Genomic DNA, 14543 nt, shown 5'->3' on the forward strand with positions numbered 1-14543 from the left:
ACAATTTTTACTAATAATAAACAAAAAAGATATAGACTATAAATGAGGGTTGTTATCGCCATTGATTTACTCGTTGAATGGGTCTATAACATGTGCACGAGAATTTCTTGGGAGCTTTACCGATGATGTCTATTGATATAATAAAAAAAAATGAACCCAGCACCGTAATTCAAGATGATTTTCTTGATTATGCTCTTTCTCACGGCTTTGGTGATTTGCATTTCAAGGTTGATAGTGCGACCGGTATGAAAGCAATTGTTGCCATTCATAGTACAAAACTTGGACCTGCGTTAGGAGGATGTCGTTTTATTGAATATCCCAATACTGCAAGTGCTATCAATGATGCCATGCGTCTGGCAAGAGGCATGAGTTACAAGGCAGCCTCTGTCAACCTGCCTCTCGGTGGCGGTAAAGCGGTGATTATAAAACCCAATAAACCTTATGATCGTGAGGCTTATCTCCATGCGTTTGGCCGTTTTGTTAACGATTTAGGCGGTCGATATATCACTGCATTAGACAGCGGTACCCAGTTGAGTGATATGGACATTATTGCCCAGCACACTCCTTACGTTGCAAGCCTGTCTAAACATAACGGCGACCCCTCTCCTTATACTGCAAAGGGTGTCTTGCGAGGTATTCAAGCCGCTATTGAATTTAAATTAGGCAAAACCAAACTTGATGGCCTTCATGTTGCCATTCAGGGTTTAGGCCATGTGGGTTATTTATTAGCAATGCACTTACATGCTCTTGGTGCAAAATTAACTGTCGCTGACATTAATCCTAAAGCCGTTGAGCGAGCAGTTAAAGAATTTGATGCAACTGCTGTTTCAACTGATCTCATTCATAAAATACCCTGTGATGTTTTTGCACCCTGTGCTTTAGGTGCAGTCATCAATGACATTACCATTAGTCAATTGCAAACAACCATCGTGGCGGGAGCAGCCAACAATCAATTAGCCCATACTTATCACGGAGAGTTATTGCATGAAAAAGGCATTCTATATGCAGCCGACTACGTGATTAATGCCGGCGGCTTGATATTTGCTGCAAGTAAATATTTCGATACACCCGAAGAGTTGGTTAATAAACAAATAGATGGTATAGGTACATCCATGTTTGAAATTTTTACCCGCTCTCAGAAAGAAAATCGTCCAGCAAGTGAAATTGCTGATACGCTAGCCCAAGAAAAATTGGCTTAAGTAATTAAATCAATAACCTTTGGATTTTATTCCAAGGGTTACAAACAAAACATAGGCGGTATGATGAAACAGCATTTGAATCTGACACCAGCACTATATGACTATATGTTGGATATTTCTTTACGCGAAAACCCTATTCTGCGGGCATTACGCGAAGAAACATCAAAGTTACCTCTTGGAAATATGCAGGTTGCTCCAGAACAAGCGCAATTTATGCAATTTCTAATTCGTGTGATTAATGCAAAAAAAATACTTGAGCTCGGTACATTTACTGGGTATAGCGCTTTGGCAATGGCGTTGGCCTTACCTGAAGAGGGACAAATAATTACCTGCGATATTAATTCAGAGTGGACATCAAAAGCGCACCCTTTTTGGCGAGAGGCTCAACAAGAAAAGAAAATAGAACTACGCCTTGCACCTGCATTAAATTCTTTACAAAATTTATTGAATGAAGGGCATGCACACAGTTTTGATTTCATTTTTATTGATGCTGATAAAACGAATTATTTGAATTATTATGAGTTTGCTTTGCAATTATTAAAACCTCAAGGAATTATCGCCATAGATAATATCTTTTGGGATGGTAACGTAATAAATGAGCAAGACACGAGTGGACAAACTCGAGAAATTCGACGCTTAAATGAAGTATTAAAACAAGATACACGCGTTGATGTAAGTTTATTAGCTATCGCTGATGGACTTTTTCTAATCAGACCTCGCGCTTAATTTGGACTCAGCAATTGGCAACAAATTGCTGCAATAAACATTAAAAGACAATAAGGGAGTTTACACATGCATGAAAACTGTACACACCATCTGGAAGGTAATCCCTGTGGATTGGATGGTTTTGCATTTTTAGAGTTCTCAGGCCCAAACAAATCTCTTTTACACAAGCAATTTAGTGATATGGGCTTTCATCTTGTAGCGACTCATAAAGATCAAGATATTGCTCTTTATCAACAAGGTGCCATTCAGTTTATTGTTAATGCTGCCTCAGATTGTCAAGCTGAACAACACGCGTCTACCCATGGCGCCGGGGCTTGCGCAATGGGTTTTCGAGTCAAGGATGCACAACAAGCCTATAATTATGCCCTTAAACATGGAGCGGTTGCATTTCAAGACTGCCAACATGCTAATCATGGTTTATATGCTATCCAAGCAATAGGTGGTAGCGTAATTTATTTTGTTGATGAAAATCATCAGCCCTTTGCTGGTCATTGGGAACGCAAACCCGCAACATCTAATCTGGAAAAAGGTTGTGGATTAACATTTATTGATCACCTCACTCACAACGTGTATCGTGGTAACATGGATAAATGGGCCCATTTTTATGAGTCTATTTTTAATTTCCATGAAATTAGATTCTTCAATATTAAAGGTCAAATGACTGGTCTCATCAGTAGAGCGCTATCAAGCCCTTGTGGAAAAATTAAAATCCCATTAAATGAATCCAAAGATGATGTGTCGCAAATTGAAGAGTTTTTACATGAGTATCACGGTGAAGGCATCCAACATATCGCACTCAATTCTGAGGATATTTATCATACTGTACATAGTTTAAGAAACCATGGTGTCAAATTTCTGGATGTCCCTGACACTTATTATGAAATGATTGATAAGCGCGTTCCATGGCACAAAGAACCTCTTGCAAAACTACAACAAGAACGCATTCTCATTGATGGTGAACAGGATCCAAGCTCTGGATTACTTCTACAAATTTTTACTGAAAATATATTTGGCCCAGTATTTTTTGAAATTATCCAGCGTCGAGGTAATCAAGGTTTTGGAGAAGGCAATTTCCAGGCATTATTTGAAGCCATTGAACGAGATCAAATTAAGCGTGGCACTTTACAAGAGACCCATTAACTTCCGGAGTATGGAGAGCTTTCATATTTCGTCTGGCAGTAAAGCTGTCCTGTTATTCTGAAAACTTCTTTTTGAAGGATCCTAAGTGGATCCTTCGCTGCGTTATGAAGACAGAGTGGGAAAACTTATAATTAATTCGATTTAAGGGAAGTGTATGAAACTTGCGAGCATGAAATCAGCGACTTGCCGTGATGGTGAACTCTGTGTAGTTAATCAAGAGCTTTCCAGGGCAGTCAAAGTACCTCATATAGCTAACACGTTACAGGATGCCTTAGACCACTGGCATGATGTTGAAGACAAATTGAAAGAAGTTTACCTTGCTCTTAATGAAGGACAAATTAAAGAGAGTTTCTTGTTTAATGCAGAGGAATTCACCTCCCCCTTACCTCGCGCTTTTCAATGGGCAGATGGCAGCGCCTATGTGAATCATGTAGAACTAGTACGCAAAGCACGTGGTGCAGAGATGCCTGCCGATTTTTGGACAGATCCTTTGATGTATCAAGGAGGTTCAGATAATTTTTTAGGCCCCAAAGAACCCATTTTAGTTGCCGATGAGGCTTATGGTGTGGATTTTGAGGCTGAGGTTGCAGTAATTACTGATGATGTGCCAATGAGCGTGGATAGTAAACAAGCAGCACAGCATATAAAACTCATCCTGCTAGTCAATGATGTTTCACTACGTAATTTAATCCCCGCAGAAATTGCGAAAGGGTTTGGCTTTTTTCAGTCAAAACCAGCAAGCAGTTTTTCACCTGTTGCAATTACCCCTGACGAGTTAGGATCACATTGGGATGGACAACGAGTTCATTTACCGTTACTCAGTTATCTTAATAATCAACTTTTCGGTGAGCCTAATGCCGGAATTGACATGACCTTTTCCTTCCCCGAGTTGATTGCCCATGCTGCAAAAACCAGATTTTTAGCAGCAGGAACCATCATTGGTTCAGGCACTGTTTCCAATCTCGATCGCAGCAAAGGCTCTTCTTGTATAGCAGAAAAACGCATGCTTGAAATCCTTGCGGAAGGTAAGCCCAAAACTGCCTATATGACTTATGGAGATACTATTCGCATTGAAATGCTTTCTCCTCAGGGACAATCTTTATTTGGTGCTATCGAACAAACTGTAACTCATTATGAGGGTGCAAAGTGAAACTCTATGATTATTATCGTTCAACCGCATCCTACCGGGTGCGTATAGCTCTTAATGTAAAAAACATTAGTTATGAAAAAATTGCTGTACGTTTGGCTGGCCACGATGGAGAGCAACATCGAACCGAGTATTTAGAACTCAATCCGCAAGGTTTAGTACCAACACTCGATGAAAATGGTCATATCCTCTCTCAATCACTGGCTATTATTGAGTATTTGGATGAAATCAGCCCTAGTCCTCCCTTATTGCCTACTAATCCACTTGGTCGTGCTCAAGTCAGGAGTATGGCATTTACTATTGCTTGTGACATGCATCCCCTCAACAATTTGCGTGTTTTAACCCGTTTAAGAGATCAGTTTAAAGCAACAGAACCTCAGGTTATGGATTGGTATCATCATTGGCTGAAACTGGGATTTGATGCTTTAGAAAAGAAACTGCAGGCATTGCCGCATAAAAATCAATTCTGTTATGGTAATGAGATTACCATGGCTGATATTTGCCTCATTCCACAAGTGTTCAATGCGAATCGCTTTGGCTTTTCTATGACAGATTATCCAATTATCAATGAAATTAATGACTATTGTCTTACTCTCAGCCCCTTTAAAGACGCAGTCCCACAGGAATAAATTAAAACTCCAGAAAGCATCCTCATGCTTTCTGGAATTATCTAATTACTTATTAAAATTTAAAGTCCGGATCAAATGTGTAGAGTCCTGTAGAGACGAGGATAATCCCCAGGACGGCAAAAATTGCAACAATGACGTAATACCCCCATCCTGAATATAATTTTTTGTTGTAATAAGCCATCGTATCTGGAATTGCAAGCCAAAGAATGGCCAATATTAAGATTAACCAACCAACAAGAGTGACAATTAATACATGCGGGATAAGAATCCAGAAATTATGAGTACACACTATGAGTAAACCAACAACCAATGCAAAGGAAGAAGCAATGACGATGGTTCCATAGTCAGCCGATAAATTCATAAGAAATCGACGATAGAAATTAACGCGTGCCAGCATAATAATGGCGATTATTAACAAATAAAAACCTAAAATTTGCGCAAATAAATAGGAATGAAAAAAAGCTGAAAACATAGTTTGCTCCTTAAAACTTGTCTTCATATATTTATATTATAGTATGTGGCATTCAAAATAATTAAAACCAAGCCTTAGCAACTAATGCCGTGGAGACACCCTCTGGCGTCCGTTGCAAAATACTCCACTCAGGTTTACAACGTTGCATATGTCCTAATAAGACAGTCTGACTATCGCACTGATAGTGTATAGGCATACCATCATAGCTCCCACCTTCATCAACAGCTTGACACTTTTCCCCTGTTGTTAACTCGACAGCCCAAGGATAAGCTTCAGCCATGTTTAATTCGATATTAAGACTATTATCAACTGCTGATGTCAAATTAATTTTTATACTAGCCCCCATCCAGGGAGAGTGCGGACAAATAGCTTCTGTCCGTGAACCATATTGTTTAACAAAGCAAGGGTCATATACTTTACCATCAGCAATGCAGCGCCAGGCATCTTCTCGTTTGATTCGCTGAGATTGTTGCCAACATTGCCCTGAAATTTCCTTTTGCACAATGATAGGAGCCTGCTGCGTTGCTTCCCCAAAGGGACGATAAAGCTTAAGCTCTGTATCACGAGCTATAGTGCTGTAAGATCCAAGCAACATCACAACAAGGGTAACTGCCCGCAACATACAAACTCCTCATTTAATGACTATAATATTAATTCGAACTTGAATACCCTTCGCTTATTCCCATATAAATATTAAACATTGAAAAATAATGTTTGTGTAACGGCACGAAGGTAACCTGTGTCGAACTCACGTTATTTAGTGTATCATCCCATTTTATTTTTGCCTGTTCCTCTCATCTGATTGAGATACGGCAAGCAGACTCTTATTACAGGCTAAAGGGCAATATTCGTTTCTGGAGTACATAATGACAGAGGTCTATACAATAAAACAATGTTTAGATGGCGAAATCAGTGTAGGTACCATTGTTACTGTTAGAGGATGGGTCAAAACAAGAAGAGATTCAAAAGCGGGGCTATCATTCATTAGCCTGCATGACGGCTCATGCTTTGATCCTATTCAAATTGTGGCAACTGACAAAATAGAAAATTATCATCAGGACATTTTAAAATTGACTGCAGGTTGTGCCATTACAGCTACTGGCCAACTAGTTGCCTCTCAAGGGAAAGGACAATCCTTTGAAATTCAAGCAGAGACCATCGAAGTTGCTGGTTGGGTGGAAAATCCTGATACCTACCCTATCCAGGCCAAGCGTCATACACTCGAGTTTTTAAGAGAAGTAGCTCATTTACGGCCACGCACCAATACCATTAGCGCTGTTACGCGTATTCGCCATTGCTTGGCGCAAGCGATCCATCGATTCTTTCATGAACGCGGTTATTTTTGGATCCACACACCGATTATTACCGCCAGTGATTGTGAGGGAGCCGGTGAGATGTTTCGAGTCAGTACGCTCGATCTTTTAAATTTACCTAAAACGTCTCAAGGTGACATTGATTTCTCTAAGGATTTCTTTGGTCGTGAAGCATTTCTAACTGTATCAGGCCAATTAAACGTTGAAGCTTATTGTTTAGCAATGTCTAAAGTTTATACTTTTGGACCTACTTTTAGAGCGGAAAACTCCAATACAAGTAGGCATCTAGCAGAATTTTGGATGATAGAACCTGAAATTGCCTTTGCTACCTTGAGTGATATTTGTGAACTTAGTCAGCAAATGCTACGTTTCCTTTGTCAAACAGTACTTGAAGAACGTGACGATGATATGAACTTCTTCAACCAATTTGTATCGCCTGGCTGCATTGAGCGTCTGGAACATATTGTTAATTCAAATTTTGAAATTATGTCTTACACAGATGCTATCTCTGCTCTTGAAAAAGCAGAGAGAAAGTTTGAATATCCTGTGAGTTGGGGCCTTGACCTACAGTCAGAGCATGAGCGTTATCTCGCTGAAGATCTTTGTAAAAAACCAGTTATTCTTACGGATTACCCCAAAGACATTAAAGGCTTTTATATGCGATTAAATGATGATGGCCGTACGGTGGCTGCTATGGATGTATTAGCACCGGGGATCGGTGAAATCATTGGTGGAAGTCAGCGCGAAGAGCGATTAGAGGTTTTAGACAAACGAATTGATGAATGTAACTTAAATCGGGAATATTATCAGTGGTATAGAGATTTACGTCGCTATGGTACCGTTCCGCATGCCGGTTTTGGCCTGGGTTTCGAACGATTAATAAGTTATGTAACAGGAATTAATAACGTGCGTGATGTAATTCCATTCCCACGCACGCCAGGACATGCAGATTATTAAGTTACATTGTCAAATCGGACGCTTCCCCTTCCTCTGAAGGGGCAGCGCTACTTAACAGAGAATGCCCTGGATTATGCCGGGTTCTAAAAAAAACTAAAGCGGCTTTTCCCTTTCCTTCCTGCAAACTCCGCTGTATAGCTTCTTTCTCTTGATCTTGAACCTTCCTAATCCATTTATTGATTACTGGTTTTGCATCCATACTTCCCTCACCTAATCAAAATTTATTTGTCTAATTTAAACGGTAACTGTTTTACAAAACATAATTACAGAAGAAACAGGCTACTATTTTTTTAATCTAAAAGAAATAAAGCTTTCATTTTTTATATTGAGATAGTTTTTGCTGTTATCCGTCAATTTTGAACAAATTGCAGTGGGATTTTCTTAAAGCACAGATCTCTATGCATACGCTTTGTACAGAACAATTTACGGAGAGAGAACCTTGCCTTGTTTTGTGATTAAGTTAACAAATTAGATAGCATTTGTATTTACCACTATTTTAAAGATTGTGCCAATGCGAGGAGATCCCTCGCTACGCTCGGGATGACGTAATATAGGCTGCAATGAAACCACCGAGACCCTCCCAGTATCACCGAGACCCTTCACATCACTAAGAGCCTTCAGTATGAGAATTCCCTTGTCATCCCGAGCGTCGGGAGGGATCTCTGGCAGACAATACATATTGCCAAAAAATTGAAAAATTATGCCATTCACACAAGTTGTTGAACAGTTTTTGCTCGCCAGGAGCCATCTTGAGCATATTTTATGGACCGCGCAGGATCACCTTACAAACACATCGATCAACTAATAACCAGTTAATGTATTTTATGTATACTTAGAGTAAATGTAACACCGGAGAAAATCGTGGAAAAAGAATTAGTAAATTTTCGACGAGCCTTTTTAGCTTATTTGAATAACCCTTCTTCAGGTAATCAAAATAATTTGATTACAGCCGGCTCTGCCTTCTATCGATTTGCTGAAGCCGAACTCCAAGAAAAAGTTAAAAAAGATCCTCTTGCAGACGCTGGCGGCGATGCGATGGGAGATACGCTTACAAAATTAATGAATGAAACATTTAAAAACATGGCTATCTCTGAAGCAAAACTCAATCTTTTAGATGAATTACTGGATAAAATGAACCAGAGTGATAATAAGAGCGACGCAACGGATGCTGTTGTCATCGCTGCTGCTATAGGAATGTTTAGGGAAAATAGTGCTCTTGTCGTTTCTGAGGATCAGTGTCACGTTTTGAGTAGCATTTATGCCATTGAACTGGATGGTTATCGTATAAGCAATAAAGATCTTGTTGCAGGCGAAGCAGCCATTAAGCTTAGCGAGAAATTATTAGAGATTACCCAGAGAGTATTTAAGGCAGGTAGTATCAGCAAGGAGCACCAAGAAGAATATACAAAGGCTTATGATGAAGCATCAAACAAAGGAATTGACAAACATCGCGGCATCAAGGAAAAATTTTATAACTTTTTAACTGCCTTAAGCTGCCTGTTACTGGCTCCCATCATTTACCATCTAGAAAAATCCAAAACAACGGGTACTTTTTGGTCCTCGGTTAAAACTCAAACTCAAGAGGATATCGAGAAAGCGAAAGGCGCAATTGAAGAATACGACAAAAAATTTAATAAATCTTAAAAATGGATTCTGATCTAGTTAGATCAGAATCCTCTAATTTTAATGCCAAAATTGACGACGGAAATCTTTAACGGCTTTTTCTGCTTGTTCTCTTGAATAGCCGTAGTGTTTTTGTAGCTTACCAAATATTTCCTCTTGGTTACCTTGTAATTCTCTTAAATCATCGTCAGTCAACCAGCCCCAAAATTTTTTCATTTTGCCTTTGGTTTCTTCCCATTTACCTTCAAAAATATCCCTATTCATGATATCTCCTTATTTTTGAAAAACTATAGGAATCGACCACAACATCATCATAATGGTCGGACTTTAAGAATAGTAGAGGATCTATAAATATGCAAAAATCACAAACTTCACCTTAATAAACATGCTAATATCAAGCGCCGTGAAATGTTAATTTGATAGCAAGCCATCTTGAATAGTTAAAATTTTATCCATTTTGCTGGCTAATTGGATATCATGCGTAACAATCACTAATGCGGTTTGTAAACTCTCATTTAAACTCAACATAAGCTCAAACACTTTTAATGCAGTAGCGTGATCTAAATTACCTGTAGGTTCATCGGCTAAAACGCATCGAGGCTGATGCACTAATGCTCGGGCAATGGCTACCCGTTGTCTCTCACCACCAGACAATTGTGAAGGTTTATGATGCAATCGATTAGCGAGTCCCACTTGCGTTAGAATATTTTCTGCCAGGGTTTGCGCTTCTGCAATTGATTTGTCTCCTAGCAGAAGAGGCATGGATACATTTTCTAAAGCAGTAAATTCAGGCAATAAATGATGAAATTGATAAACAAAACCTAATTGCCGATTACGTAATTGGCAGCGTTTTTTTTCCGAGAGATGTTGCCAATTGGTGTTGTCTATTAATACCTCACCCACAGTCGGTTTATCTAAACCACCTAATAAATGCAATAGTGTACTCTTGCCTGAGCCCGAAGGTCCCACAATAGCAATACGCTCACCAGGTTGAATGTCTAAATTAATGCCTTTTAGCACCTTCACCGAATTAGTGCCATCATGATAGGACTTATTAAGATTTTGACAATTTAAAATTGCATTATTCATAGTGTAAAGCCTCCGCAATGACGGTTTTTGACGCACGCCATGCTGGGTATATCGTTGCAAGAAAACTCATTAATAAAGCCACGGCACAAACTTGCCATAAATCACTGCATAAAATTTTTGAAGGCAAATAATCCACAAAATAAATATTGGATGACAGAATTTGCACGTTAAAAAGAGACTGCAACTTATTGACAATGGCTGTCGCGTTTGAGGCTAACAACAAGCCACCAATAAGACCAAATAACGTCCCGATAATACCAACCATCATTCCCTGAACTATAAATATCCAGAGAATTTTTGCGGGTGTTGCCCCTATTGTCCTTAAAATGGCGATCTCTGCCTGCTTATCGTTGACAACCATCACTAATGAAGAAACCAGATTAAAAGCAGCAACTGCAATAATTAATAATAAAATAAGGAACATCATTGTTTTTTCCATTTTTACAGCTTGGAAAAAAGCACCAAATTGTTGGGTCCAATTTCCAACATCATATTCCTCACCCAATTTGGCTGCTAACCGCTCCGACATAGCTGGTGCTGCATAAATATTTGCTATTTTCATCTTAAGACCAGTCACATCACTTCCTAACTGCATTAATTTTTGAGCATCTCCAAGATTAATAAACGCGAGCTTCGTATCAAAATTAAAACCAGTACCAGCCGAAAAAACCCCCACTACCGTGAATCGTTTAAATCGAGGAATCATGCCAGCAGGTGTAACCGTTGCCTGAGGAATCATGATAGTTACTTTATCTCCGATAAATACTCCCAAACTATCTGCAAGATTCCGCCCCAGGATGATGCCGAAATCCTTAAGATCAGCTAAATCACCAGCCAACATTTTTTCTTTCAGATGCGTCACTGTTTGTTCTTGTATTGGATCGACACCAGTTAAGACGATAGGCAGTACCTGCCCTTCACGTGTTAATAAACCTTGTCCGCCTACAAAAGGTGCAATCGCTTTTATCCCTGGTGTGGTTTTAAGCTCTTGTTCAAGTTTTTTCCAATCACTGATTTTGCCATTTTTTCCGCTAACTGTAATTTCTGGTGCCATACCAAAAAAACGTTTATGAATTTCCTCGTCAAAACCATTCATTACTGAGAGCACAGTAATTAATACCATAACGCCAAGACCAATTCCCAGCATGGAGCTTAATGAGATAAAAGAGACAAAATGATTTCGCTTTTTGGCTCGCGTGTAGCGTAATCCAATAAATAACGCCAGTGGCTTAAACATAGGTGGTCTAATTTTGTTAAAATCTTATTGTAGTGAAATTTCTCCTGCCAAGATATAGCTATTATTAATCTTTAATATTACTCCCCCAGCAATCATCAGATAATACACAGAGTTATCCACCTATTTTGTAGATAGTTAACCCTGACCTCAGTAGTTATACAGTCCAATAAGATAGGCCATATTACATGACAAAATTGTTTTGTTATTAAAAAGCAGGTACTGTTAGAATTTCTTTATTAAAGATAGGCTTAAGGGGATTTAGGTTGGACCATACTGCAAAATTTGAAAAATTTAACAGCCTTTCTCCCATTATTATCAGCAGTGGAACACTGGAAGGATTAAAGTGGTTAGCAATGATCTCCATGACCGTCGATCATTTTAATCGCTTTTTTTTTAATACCAGTGTGTACTCGCTCTTCTGCTTCGGTAGATTAGCAATGCCCTTATTTGCATTTATTTTTGCTTACAACCTCGCTCGCAAAGAAACTTTAGCTCGCGGCATTTACCAGCGAGTATTCAAGCGACTCTTTCTTTTTGGCGTATTAGCAACACCTGCTTACATGGCCATGCGACAACTGCAACATTTATGGCCACTCAACATTATGTTCATGCTTTTTATAGCAGCTGTAATATTTTTTTTATATGAAAAAGGGGGGAAGCTCAACCTCCCCGCTGCCCTATTCGTGTTTCTTATTGGTGGCGCCTTTGTTGAATACAACTGGTCAGGAATAATATTTTGTATAAGTTGCTGGTTTTATTGTAGAAATCCTTCTATCTTAGCCTTGATAGCCTGTCTTTTTTCTTATTTTTTAATCGATAATCTAAATGGTAATCATTGGGCTCTGGTTAGTTTACCTCTTATAGTACTTGCCACCCAAATCGAATTAAAAGTACCACGCATTCCTTATTTTTTTTATATTTATTACCCCGCCCATTTAACGCTATTTTGGCTCCTTAGCAAAATAGACTTTGTTCCAAATTTACTGTAGAGACATAAAAAGCCCCCAATTACTTAATAATTTTCGGCGGCAGTAGATGGTTTTAGTTATACTATCTCTTATAGGGATAAAGGATTTATTTAGGATGAAAAAATTACCTTTCAAAAAATCACAACTTGGTTCTATTGGTGTAGAGCTTGAGTTGCAACTTGTAGACCCCAAATCTTTTTATTTGATTTCTCGATCAAAGGAGCTTATTCGCAGTATCAGGTCAAGTGTCTATCAAGAAATTATTAAACCTGAAATTACTCAGAGTATGATTGAAATTAATTCCTCTATTCACCATTCAGTTAAGAATCTATTAGAAGAGCTTTCGTATCTAAAAGCATTTTTGCTTAATCAAGCAACTCAATTAAATGTAGCAATTTGTGGAGGAGGTACTCATCCTTACTTAAAATGGACAAATCAAAAAATATTTCCCACCCCGCGCTATAAAAAAATTTCCAGTAAATTCCGTTACTTATCGAAGCGATCAACTGTTTTTGGCCAGCATATTCATTTTGGTTGTACCAATGCTGAAGACGCACTCTATTTAACTCATGCGTTTGCTAGATACGTACCTCATTTTATTGCTATTTCTGCCTCCTCGCCATTCTATCAAGGGGCAGATACCGGCTATGCGTCTGCACGCTCTAATGTTTTTAACTCTTTTCCCCAAAGTGGGCATATCCCCTATCTTCTCAATTGGAAAGAATTTTCTGAGTATTATTATAAAATGCGTTCCCTTGGCATTATTGTGAGCATGAAAGATTTCTATTGGGATGTTCGTCCAAAACCGGAATATGGCACGGTAGAAATTCGCGTTTGTGATACCCCTTTAACCATTCAAAAAGCTGTTAATTTAGCAGCTTATGCGCAAGCTTTAGGCTTGTATCTACTTGAAGAAAGACCATTTGAAATTACTAAGGATTTATATCATATCTATACTCATAATCGCTTTCAGGCAAGCCGCTACGGTTTAGAGGGTTTTTTTATTAATCCATTTACGTTTAAACAAAGCTCTGTTGCTGAAGATATCCTTACTACAATGCAAAATATAAAAACCTATGCCGTCCGGCTAGGAAATGAAAGCTGCATTGAGAACCTAATGCATGATGTTGAAAATAAAATAAACGATGCTATTTTGTTACGACAACTCTTTAAAGAGTTAGGATTTATTCCCAAAGTTGTAGGTGAGCAATGCAAAATTTGGTCACAACCTGTTTTTTAACTCAATTGACATATCTAACAATTTGAACAAACATTTCTTTTTTTTCTCTTTTTTTCCACTAATTTTAAAATTCTGTCTATAGTTATGAATAAGAGGGCATACGCTTGATCTAATCTATGCCACATAAAGGCTAAAGTGTTGAAGCACTAAACTTCTTATAAATGGACTTATGGAGTGATCATGCCAGTACACGAACGACGTCAACATTTCCGTATTGAGGATCAGGTTTATTTTGATTACAAATTAATTGGAACAGAAGAGCTTTGTTCCGATAAGTCGCTCACCGATGACTTATTGGGCCAAAGTGGGCAAAAATATTTAGAGACGAACCAATACTTTCAAAGTCTAGATTATGAGCTGTCCGAACTAACGCAAGCATTAGCGTTACATGAGCCCTCCCTTGCACATTATTTAAATTTATTGAACGCTAAAATTGATCATTTGGCTCGTAATCTTTTGATTGGCGATAAAATTCATTTACGTAAGGTTAATATCAGTCTTGGTGGTATGTCATTTAAAACCAAAGAACGCATCAAAGAAAAAACTCATATGAAAATAGTCATTTATACGAAACCTAAAATGCTGCCTATTATTGTTGATGCGGTAGTAGTTTACAGCCAGTTCCATAATGAAAATCAATATCGAACGGCTGTGCAATTTGAAGAACTAAGTACCGAACAGGAGCAACTACTTTCTCAGCATATCATGATAGCGCAGGCTAGATGCCGAGCTGATTAAATAATTACATTGCTGAGGATATTATATTACCGCATAATCAGCATTTATATTTTTTAAGTTAAGGT

General features: G+C 38.5%; 16 protein-coding genes. 10 read left to right on the top strand and 6 right to left on the bottom strand.

All coding sequences use genetic code 11. From position 1 onward, the window contains the following. Positions 1–122: 122 nt before the first annotated feature. The 5 genes from PXX05_RS08635 (at position 123) to maiA (ending at position 4841) form a co-directional block, all read left to right on the top strand. Positions 123–1199 (top strand): Leu/Phe/Val dehydrogenase, encoded by a 1077-nt coding sequence (locus PXX05_RS08635; RefSeq protein ID WP_275087825.1) that lies wholly within the window; start codon positions 123–125, stop codon positions 1197–1199. A gap of 63 nt (positions 1200–1262) precedes the next feature. Then, complete coding sequence (locus PXX05_RS08640; protein WP_275090488.1) at positions 1263–1925, top strand: class I SAM-dependent methyltransferase; 663 nt, start codon at positions 1263–1265, stop codon at positions 1923–1925. 66 nt (positions 1926–1991) lie between these two features. Beyond that, positions 1992–3065: a 4-hydroxyphenylpyruvate dioxygenase gene (gene hppD, locus PXX05_RS08645; protein WP_275087826.1), complete on the top strand. Its 1074-nt coding sequence runs from the start codon at positions 1992–1994 to the stop codon at positions 3063–3065. A 154-nt stretch (positions 3066–3219) separates the two neighbouring features. Then, positions 3220–4215 carry a fumarylacetoacetate hydrolase family protein gene (locus PXX05_RS08650; protein ID WP_275087827.1) on the top strand — a complete coding sequence of 332 codons (996 nt, stop codon included), beginning with the start codon at positions 3220–3222 and terminating at the stop codon, positions 4213–4215. Continuing rightward, entirely contained in the window at positions 4212–4841 is a 630-nt protein-coding gene (gene maiA, locus PXX05_RS08655) for a maleylacetoacetate isomerase (protein WP_275087828.1), read from the top strand. Before PXX05_RS08650 ends, maiA begins: the two co-directional genes overlap by 4 nt. A 52-nt stretch (positions 4842–4893) precedes the next feature. Here the strand turns inward: maiA and PXX05_RS08660 are convergent, their stop codons facing one another. Further along, positions 4894–5313, bottom strand: a complete 420-nt coding sequence (locus PXX05_RS08660; protein ID WP_275087829.1) for a hypothetical protein — start codon at positions 5311–5313, stop codon at positions 4894–4896. A gap of 61 nt (positions 5314–5374) precedes the next feature. Beyond that, positions 5375–5935, bottom strand: a complete 561-nt coding sequence (locus tag PXX05_RS08665; RefSeq protein ID WP_275087830.1) for a hypothetical protein — start codon at positions 5933–5935, stop codon at positions 5375–5377. 244 nt (positions 5936–6179) lie between these two features. Here PXX05_RS08665 and asnS point away from each other — a divergent pair, with 244 nt between their 5' ends. Continuing rightward, positions 6180–7583, top strand: coding sequence for an asparagine--tRNA ligase (gene asnS / locus PXX05_RS08670; RefSeq protein ID WP_275087831.1), 1404 nt, complete (start codon positions 6180–6182; stop codon positions 7581–7583). Between the two features lies 1 nt (position 7584). Here the strand turns inward: asnS and PXX05_RS08675 are convergent, their stop codons facing one another. Continuing rightward, complete coding sequence (locus PXX05_RS08675; protein WP_275087832.1) at positions 7585–7782, bottom strand: hypothetical protein; 198 nt, start codon at positions 7780–7782, stop codon at positions 7585–7587. A 662-nt stretch (positions 7783–8444) separates the two neighbouring features. Here PXX05_RS08675 and PXX05_RS08680 point away from each other — a divergent pair. Beyond that, positions 8445–9227, top strand: a complete 783-nt coding sequence (locus PXX05_RS08680; RefSeq protein WP_275087833.1) for a hypothetical protein — start codon at positions 8445–8447, stop codon at positions 9225–9227. 39 nt (positions 9228–9266) lie between these two features. Here PXX05_RS08680 and PXX05_RS08685 read toward each other — a convergent pair whose 3' ends face one another. The 3 genes from PXX05_RS08685 to PXX05_RS08695 form a co-directional block, all read right to left on the bottom strand. Continuing rightward, complete coding sequence (locus PXX05_RS08685; RefSeq protein ID WP_275087834.1) at positions 9267–9470, bottom strand: CsbD family protein; 204 nt, start codon at positions 9468–9470, stop codon at positions 9267–9269. Between the two features lie 147 nt (positions 9471–9617). After that, the gene (gene lolD, locus PXX05_RS08690; protein ID WP_275087835.1) at positions 9618–10295 is read right to left on the bottom strand and encodes a lipoprotein-releasing ABC transporter ATP-binding protein LolD; all 678 of its coding nucleotides are present in this window, start codon (positions 10293–10295) and stop codon (positions 9618–9620) included. Then, complete coding sequence (locus PXX05_RS08695; protein WP_275087836.1) at positions 10288–11532, bottom strand: lipoprotein-releasing ABC transporter permease subunit; 1245 nt, start codon at positions 11530–11532, stop codon at positions 10288–10290. Before PXX05_RS08695 ends, lolD begins: the two co-directional genes overlap by 8 nt. Positions 11533–11795: 263 nt before the next feature. On the opposite strand from PXX05_RS08695, the gene PXX05_RS08700 reads away from it, so the two are divergent. From PXX05_RS08700 to PXX05_RS08710, 3 genes are all read left to right on the top strand, one after another. Then, positions 11796–12521 (top strand): TraX family protein, encoded by a 726-nt coding sequence (locus PXX05_RS08700; protein ID WP_275087837.1) that lies wholly within the window; start codon positions 11796–11798, stop codon positions 12519–12521. Positions 12522–12615: 94 nt separating this feature from the next. Next, positions 12616–13740, top strand: coding sequence for a YbdK family carboxylate-amine ligase (locus tag PXX05_RS08705; RefSeq protein WP_275087838.1), 1125 nt, complete (start codon positions 12616–12618; stop codon positions 13738–13740). A gap of 180 nt (positions 13741–13920) precedes the next feature. Next, complete coding sequence (locus PXX05_RS08710; RefSeq protein ID WP_275087839.1) at positions 13921–14478, top strand: PilZ domain-containing protein; 558 nt, start codon at positions 13921–13923, stop codon at positions 14476–14478. Positions 14479–14543 lie beyond the last annotated feature (65 nt).

Origin of the sequence: Legionella cardiaca, from assembly GCF_029026145.1 — a bacterium.
In the GTDB taxonomy this organism is placed as follows: Bacteria; Pseudomonadota; Gammaproteobacteria; order Legionellales; family Legionellaceae; genus Tatlockia; species Tatlockia cardiaca.

Excerpts from the sequence above, each read along its gene's own strand:
- PXX05_RS08660 (WP_275087829.1), bottom strand. The coding sequence starts at position 5,313 with ATGTTTTCAGCTTTTTTTCATTCCTATTTATTTGCGCAAATTTTAGGT.
- PXX05_RS08710 (WP_275087839.1), top strand. The coding sequence starts at position 13,921 with ATGCCAGTACACGAACGACGTCAACATTTCCGTATTGAGGATCAGGTT.
- PXX05_RS08675 (WP_275087832.1), bottom strand. The coding sequence starts at position 7,782 with ATGGATGCAAAACCAGTAATCAATAAATGGATTAGGAAGGTTCAAGAT.
- PXX05_RS08635 (WP_275087825.1), top strand. The coding sequence starts at position 123 with ATGATGTCTATTGATATAATAAAAAAAAATGAACCCAGCACCGTAATT.
- asnS (WP_275087831.1), top strand. The coding sequence starts at position 6,180 with ATGACAGAGGTCTATACAATAAAACAATGTTTAGATGGCGAAATCAGT.
- PXX05_RS08640 (WP_275090488.1), top strand. The coding sequence starts at position 1,263 with ATGAAACAGCATTTGAATCTGACACCAGCACTATATGACTATATGTTG.
- PXX05_RS08705 (WP_275087838.1), top strand. The coding sequence starts at position 12,616 with ATGAAAAAATTACCTTTCAAAAAATCACAACTTGGTTCTATTGGTGTA.
- PXX05_RS08685 (WP_275087834.1), bottom strand. The coding sequence starts at position 9,470 with ATGAATAGGGATATTTTTGAAGGTAAATGGGAAGAAACCAAAGGCAAA.
- hppD (WP_275087826.1), top strand. The coding sequence starts at position 1,992 with ATGCATGAAAACTGTACACACCATCTGGAAGGTAATCCCTGTGGATTG.
- PXX05_RS08695 (WP_275087836.1), bottom strand. The coding sequence starts at position 11,532 with ATGTTTAAGCCACTGGCGTTATTTATTGGATTACGCTACACGCGAGCC.
- PXX05_RS08650 (WP_275087827.1), top strand. The coding sequence starts at position 3,220 with ATGAAACTTGCGAGCATGAAATCAGCGACTTGCCGTGATGGTGAACTC.
- PXX05_RS08665 (WP_275087830.1), bottom strand. The coding sequence starts at position 5,935 with ATGTTGCGGGCAGTTACCCTTGTTGTGATGTTGCTTGGATCTTACAGC.
- lolD (WP_275087835.1), bottom strand. The coding sequence starts at position 10,295 with ATGAATAATGCAATTTTAAATTGTCAAAATCTTAATAAGTCCTATCAT.